This is a genomic window from Azospirillum sp., assembly GCF_035627195.1.
Taxonomy (GTDB): domain Bacteria; phylum Pseudomonadota; class Alphaproteobacteria; order Azospirillales; family Azospirillaceae; genus Azospirillum.
The window spans coordinates 1-5814 of the sequence record NZ_DASPMG010000276.1; the positions used below are offsets into that span (position 1 = coordinate 1).

Consider the following 5814-nt stretch of genomic DNA (forward strand, 5'->3'; position numbering starts at 1 on the left):
GTGCGGCCGGGGCTGGGCGGCGGCGGGGCGTTCGGGTCGAAGCAGGCCATCGGGGATCATCCTCGGTTCAGATCGCGCCAGCGCGCGGCGGTGAGGTGGTAGTGATGCGCCGGGCGCAGCCCGCCGCGCAAGGCGAAGTCATGCTCGCGCAGGCCGCCGTAGGCGAAGCCCAGCGTTTCCAGCACCCGGCGCGAGCGGTCGTTGGCGGGATCGGTGAAGGCGAAGACGGTGTCCAGGCCGACGGCGTCGAAGGCCGCGCGCACCAGCGCGCCGGCCATCTCCGTGCCGTAGCCGGCCCCCTGGTACGGCCGGCCCAGCCAGTAGCCAATCTCGCCCGTCGCGACGGTGAGCCCGACGCCGCCGACCGGCTGCCCGTCCGCGCGCCGCACCGCCAGCAGGTTGAGGCCGGAGCCGTCGGCCCGCATGGCGTCGGACAGCGCCACCCAGGTGCTGCCGTCCGCCTCCCGGTAAGGATAGGGCACGCGGGCGAGCCAGCGCGCCACCTCCCACTCGCCGATCAGCGGCACGAAGCGCGGCACGTCCTCCGGCCGGAACGCCCGCAACACCAGGCGAGGCGTGTCGATACGGTCCGGCAGGAGGAGCATGGCCTTGAATCGATGGGGGCTCTCAGCTGCGGTAGCTGCCGTTGATGTCGATGTAGCCGTGCGTCAGGTCGCAGGTCCACACGGTGGATTTGCCGGGGCCGATGCCCAGGTCGATCAGCATGTCGATCTCCTTGCCCTTCATGTGGGCGGCCACCGGCGCCTCGTCGTAGCCCGGCACCTCCATCCCGTCGGCACAAATCAGCGTGCCGCCGATGGTGATCCTGATGCGGTCGCGGTCGGCCTTCTCGCCGGCGCGGCCGATGGCGGCGACGATGCGGCCCCAGTTGGCGTCCTCACCGGCCACCGCCGTCTTCACCAGCGGCGAGTTGGCGACCGTCAGGCCGATGTGCTTGGCGGCAGCGTCGCTCTCGGCACCCGTCACGGTGACGGTGACGAACTTGGTCGCCCCCTCGCCGTCGCGCACGATCTGCTGCGCCAGGTCGAGCATCACCGCTTCCAGCGCCGTGCGGAAGTCGGCCAGCGCCGGGTCCTCGCGGTGGGTCACCGGCGTGTTGCCGGCCTTGCCCGTGGCGAAGAGCTGCAGCGTGTCTGAGGTGGAGGTGTCGCCGTCCACCGTGATGGCGTTGAAGGTGCGCTCCGTGAATTCCGACAGCATGGACTGCAGCACCGGGGCGGCGATCGCCGCGTCGGTGACGATGTAGCCGAGCATCGTCGCCATGTCCGGCGCGATCATGCCGGAACCCTTGCAGAACCCGTTGATGGTCACCGTCTTGCCGCCCAGTTGCGCGGTGCGGGTGGCGCCCTTCGGAAAGGTGTCGGTGGTCATGATGGCGCGCGCCGCCTTCTCCCAGCCGTCTTCCGACAGGGAGCCGGCCATGCCCGGCAGCACGCGGCCGATGGCGTCGGGCGCCAGCGGGATGCCGATGACGCCGGTGGAGGCGACGTAAACCTCCTCCGGCGCGCAGCCGGCCAGCTCGGCCGCGGCGCGGACGGTGGCCTGCACGGTGGCGTTGCCGGCCTTGCCGGTGAAGGCGTTGGCGTTGCCGGCGTTGACCACCAGCGCCCGCGCCTGCCCGTGCGGCAGCGCCATGCGGCACCACTCCACCGGGGCCGAGGCCGTCTTGGAGCGGGTCAGCACGCCGGCCACCGTGGTGCCGGCATCGAACACGGCCAGCAGCACGTCGTCACGCCCCTTGTAGCGGATGCCGCTGTTGGCGGTGGCGAAGCGCACGCCGGCCATCGGCGGCAGGCTGGGGAAGGCGGCGGGGGCCAGCGGGGAGACGGTCGTTGCCATGGCGGTGTCCGGGCGGTGTCTTGCGGAGGTGGTTGGTCTGGCGGGGGTTTTGCCCCCACCCGGCCGCTTGCGCGGCCACCCTCCCCCGCTGCGCAGGGGAGGGTTAGGAGAAGGGGGCAAACGTTCCTTACTTCTTCTCGGGCGTAGCCGGGGCTGCCGGCTTGGCCTCTTCCTTCGGCATCGGCGAGCCGTCGAGCTGGAAGGTCTCGACCTTGGCGCCGGTGCGCAGTTCGTCGACGAGGCCGGTGACGATCGTCTTGGACAGGTCCTGCTCCAGCTGCGGCTTCACCTCGTCCATGGTCGGCGGCGTCTGGGTGCGCTTGTCCTCGACCTTGATGACGTGGTAGCCGAACTGCGTCTTCACCGGCTCCTTGCTCACCTCGCCCTTCGCCATGGCGAAGGCGGCGTTGGCGAACGGCTCGACCATCATGTCCTTGGTGAAGTAGCCGAGGTCGCCGCCCTGCTCGGCCGCCGCCTTGTCCTTCGACTTCTCCTTGGCCAGCTTGGCGAAATCGCCGCCCTTCTTCAGCTGGGCGATGATGTCCTTGGCCTCGGCCTCGGCCTCGACGAGGATGTGGGAGGCCTTGACCTCCTCCTGCGCCGGGTTCTTGGCGACGTAGTCCTTGTAGGCCTTGTCGAGCGCGTCCTTGGTGATGCGCTTCTCGACCTCGCCCTGGATGTAGGCGCGCTGGACGATGCGCTCCTCGGCGCGCTTCAGCTCGTCCTTCACCTCGGCCGAGTTCTGCAGGCCGGCCTTGTAGCCGGCGGCCGACACCAGCTTCTGGTTCACCAGCTGGTCCAGGATGGCCGGGTAGATCATCTCCAGCGGCATCTGCTGCACCTGCGGCGGCAGCTGGCTGACGAGGCGCATGACGTCGGAGGCGCGCACCGCCTCGCCGTTCACGCGGGCGACCACCGGGTCCTGGCCCTGGGCGGCGGCGGCGGGCGCGGGCGCCGGGGCGGCCGGCTGCTGGGCGTTGGCCGCCAGAGGGGCGGACAGCGCGAAGCCGCTGACGGCCAGCGACAGCAGGGTGGCACGAAGCGCTCGGTTCACCATGGAACTCATTTCCTTCCGGCGGACGGCTTGTGTTGGGTGATGCGCCGGCGCCGTCCGCCGCGCCGCGCACCCGAATCCGGTCAGGGATTAAGCATGGCTACACACCGCCGGGCAAGCGGGCGTGAGCCGTATGCATCCTTCCTCAACCGACATTTGGGCGTTTTTCGGGCGGAGAGCCCCCATGACCGCGCCATCCCTCCGTTTCGGTCATTGGAAGGGCGCGGCATTTGCACTATGGTTCCGCGGCTTCGCTGCGTGAACCCTTGGGGCCGGTGCATCGGGGCGGGTCTGATTGACACGCCCCTGCGACGGTCCCATCTGACAACCGGCTGAGGCCAGCCACTTTTTTCGTCTTCCTTCGAGGTCTTTTCATGTTCGGTGCTCTCGCCCGCAAGTTTTTCGGCACCGCCAACACCCGCGTCGTCAAGACGCTGCACAAGGACGTCCAGCGAATCAACGCGCTGGAGCCGCAGCTCGTCGACCTCTCCGACGACCAGCTGCGCGCCCGCACCGATTGGCTGCGCGGCCGACTGGACAAGGGCGAAACGCTCGACGACATCCTGCCCGATGCCTTCGCCACCGTGCGCGAGGCGGCCAAGCGGGTGCTGGGCCAGCGCCACTTCGACGTCCAGATGATGGGCGGCATGGTGCTGCACCAGGGCAAGATCTCGGAAATGAAGACCGGTGAAGGCAAGACGCTGGTCGCCACGCTGGCCTGCTATCTGAACGCGCTGCAAGGCAAGGGCGTGCACGTCGTCACCGTGAACGACTACCTGGCGAAGCGCGACAGCGACTGGATGGGCCGCGTCTACGGCTTCCTGGGCCTGACCACCGGCTGCATCGTCCACGGCCTGGACGACGACGAGCGGCGCCGCGCCTACGCCTGCGACATCACCTACGGCACGAACAACGAGTTCGGCTTCGACTACCTGCGCGACAACATGAAGTTCCGCGCCGAGGACCTCGTGCAGCGGCCCTTCAACTACGCCATCGTCGACGAGGTCGACTCGATCCTCATCGACGAGGCGCGCACGCCGCTGATCATCTCCGGCCCGTCCACCGATTCGTCGGAGATGTACATCCAGGTCGACGCGCTGATCCCGCAGCTGCGCCCGGAAGACTACGAGAAGGACGAGAAGCACCGCACCGTCAGCTTCTCGGAAGCCGGGCAGGAGCATATGGAGCAGCTTCTGGCCCAGGCCGGCCTGCTGAAGACGGGCGGCCTGTACGACATCCAGAACGTGGCGCTGGTCCACCACGCCCAGCAGGCGTTGCGCGCCCACCAACTGTTCCAGCGCGACAAAGACTACATCGTCAAGGACGACAAGGTCGTCATCATCGACGAGTTCACCGGCCGCATGATGGAAGGCCGCCGCTATTCGGAAGGCCTGCACCAGGCGCTGGAGGCCAAGGAGAAGGTGGAGATCCAGCGCGAGAACCAGACGCTGGCGTCCATCACCTTCCAGAACTACTTCCGCATCTACCCGAAGCTGGCCGGCATGACCGGCACGGCGATGACCGAGGCGCCGGAGTTCGCCGAGATCTACGGGCTTGAGGTGGTCGAGATCCCGACCAACGTCGGCGTCGCCCGCAAGGACCACGACGACGAGGTCTACCGCAAGGCACTGGAGAAGTACGACGCCATCACGACCCTGATCGAGGAGTGCCGGGCGCGGCAGCAGCCGGTCCTGGTCGGCACCACGTCGATCGAGAAGTCGGAGCTGCTATCCGAGCTTCTGAAGAAGAAGAAGATCCCTCACAACGTCCTGAACGCCCGCCACCACGAGCAGGAAGCCTACATCGTGGCCCAGGCCGGCCGCCCCGGCGCCGTGACGGTCGCCACCAACATGGCCGGCCGCGGCACCGACATCCAGCTGGGCGGCAACGTCGACATGCGCATCAGGATGGAGCTGGCCGACGTTCCGGAGGGGCCGGAGCGCGAGGCGCGCATCCAGCAGATCAAGGACGAGGTGGAGAAGGCGCGCGACCTGGTGAAGCAGGCCGGCGGCCTCTACGTCGTCGGCACCGAGCGGCACGAGAGCCGGCGCATCGACAACCAGCTGCGCGGCCGGTCGGGCCGCCAGGGCGACCCGGGTGCCTCCAAGTTCTTCCTGTCGCTGGAAGACGACCTGATGCGCATCTTCGGGTCGGAGCGGATGGACGGCATCCTCCAGAAGCTCGGCCTCCAGGAGGGTGAGGCGATCATCCACCCCTGGATCAACAAGGCGCTGGAGAAGGCGCAGCAGAAGGTCGAGGCGCACCACTTCGAGATCCGCAAGAACCTGCTGCGCTTCGACAACGTGATGAACGACCAGCGCAAGGTGATCTACGAGCAGCGCCACGAGATCATGGAGGCGGAGGACGTCGCCGAGTCGATCAAGGAGATGCGCCATCAGGTCATCTCGCTGATGGTCAACAAGTGCATCCCGGCCAACTCCTACTCCGAGCAGTGGGACATGGCGGCGCTGCACGAGGAGGTGAACCGCATCCTCGGCCTCGACCTGCCGGTCGCCGACTGGGCCAAGGAAGAGGGCATCGCCGAGCCGGAGATCGAGGAGCGCATCCACGAGGCCGCCGACCGCAAGTACGCGGAGAAGGTCGCCAACTACGGCGCCGAGCTGATGCGCAGCGCCGAGAAGAGCCTGCTCCTCCAGATCCTGGACCAGGAGTGGAAAGACCACCTGCTCCAGCTCGACCACCTGCGCCAGGGCATCTCGTTGCGCGCCTACGCGCAGAAGGACCCGCTGAACGAGTACAAGCGCGAGGCGTTCGAGCTGTTCGACGACATGCTCTCGCGCCTGCGCGAATCGGTCACCGCCGTGCTGATGCACGTCGAGGTCCGCGTGCAGCCCAGCGAGGAGGAGCTGTACTTCCGCCAGATGCAGGAGATGCACGAG

4 protein-coding genes are annotated in these 5814 nt (G+C 68.1%); 1 reads left to right on the top strand and 3 read right to left on the bottom strand.

From position 1 onward, the window contains the following. Nucleotides 1-56 precede the first annotated feature (56 nt). From VED21_RS25510 to VED21_RS25520, 3 genes are all read right to left on the bottom strand, one after another. Nucleotides 57-605, bottom strand: coding sequence for a GNAT family N-acetyltransferase (locus VED21_RS25510; protein ID WP_324887342.1), 549 nt, complete (start codon nucleotides 603-605; stop codon nucleotides 57-59). 22 nt (nucleotides 606-627) lie between these two features. After that, nucleotides 628-1860 carry a bifunctional glutamate N-acetyltransferase/amino-acid acetyltransferase ArgJ gene (gene argJ / locus VED21_RS25515; RefSeq protein ID WP_324887344.1) on the bottom strand — a complete coding sequence of 411 codons (1233 nt, stop codon included), beginning with the start codon at nucleotides 1858-1860 and terminating at the stop codon, nucleotides 628-630. 127 nt (nucleotides 1861-1987) lie between these two features. Further along, complete coding sequence (locus tag VED21_RS25520) at nucleotides 1988-2917, bottom strand: peptidylprolyl isomerase (RefSeq protein WP_324887346.1); 930 nt, start codon at nucleotides 2915-2917, stop codon at nucleotides 1988-1990. 371 nt (nucleotides 2918-3288) lie between these two features. Here VED21_RS25520 and secA point away from each other — a divergent pair. Further along, a partial coding sequence (gene secA / locus VED21_RS25525; protein WP_324887348.1) for a preprotein translocase subunit SecA occupies nucleotides 3289-5814 on the top strand: 2526 nt, incomplete at its 3' end.

Bases quoted from the DNA above. Each gene is read 5' to 3' on its own strand.
- VED21_RS25510 (WP_324887342.1), bottom strand. From the start codon at position 605: ATGCTCCTCCTGCCGGACCGTATCGACACGCCTCGCCTGGTGTTGCGG.
- argJ (WP_324887344.1), bottom strand. From the start codon at position 1,860: ATGGCAACGACCGTCTCCCCGCTGGCCCCCGCCGCCTTCCCCAGCCTG.
- VED21_RS25520 (WP_324887346.1), bottom strand. From the start codon at position 2,917: ATGGTGAACCGAGCGCTTCGTGCCACCCTGCTGTCGCTGGCCGTCAGC.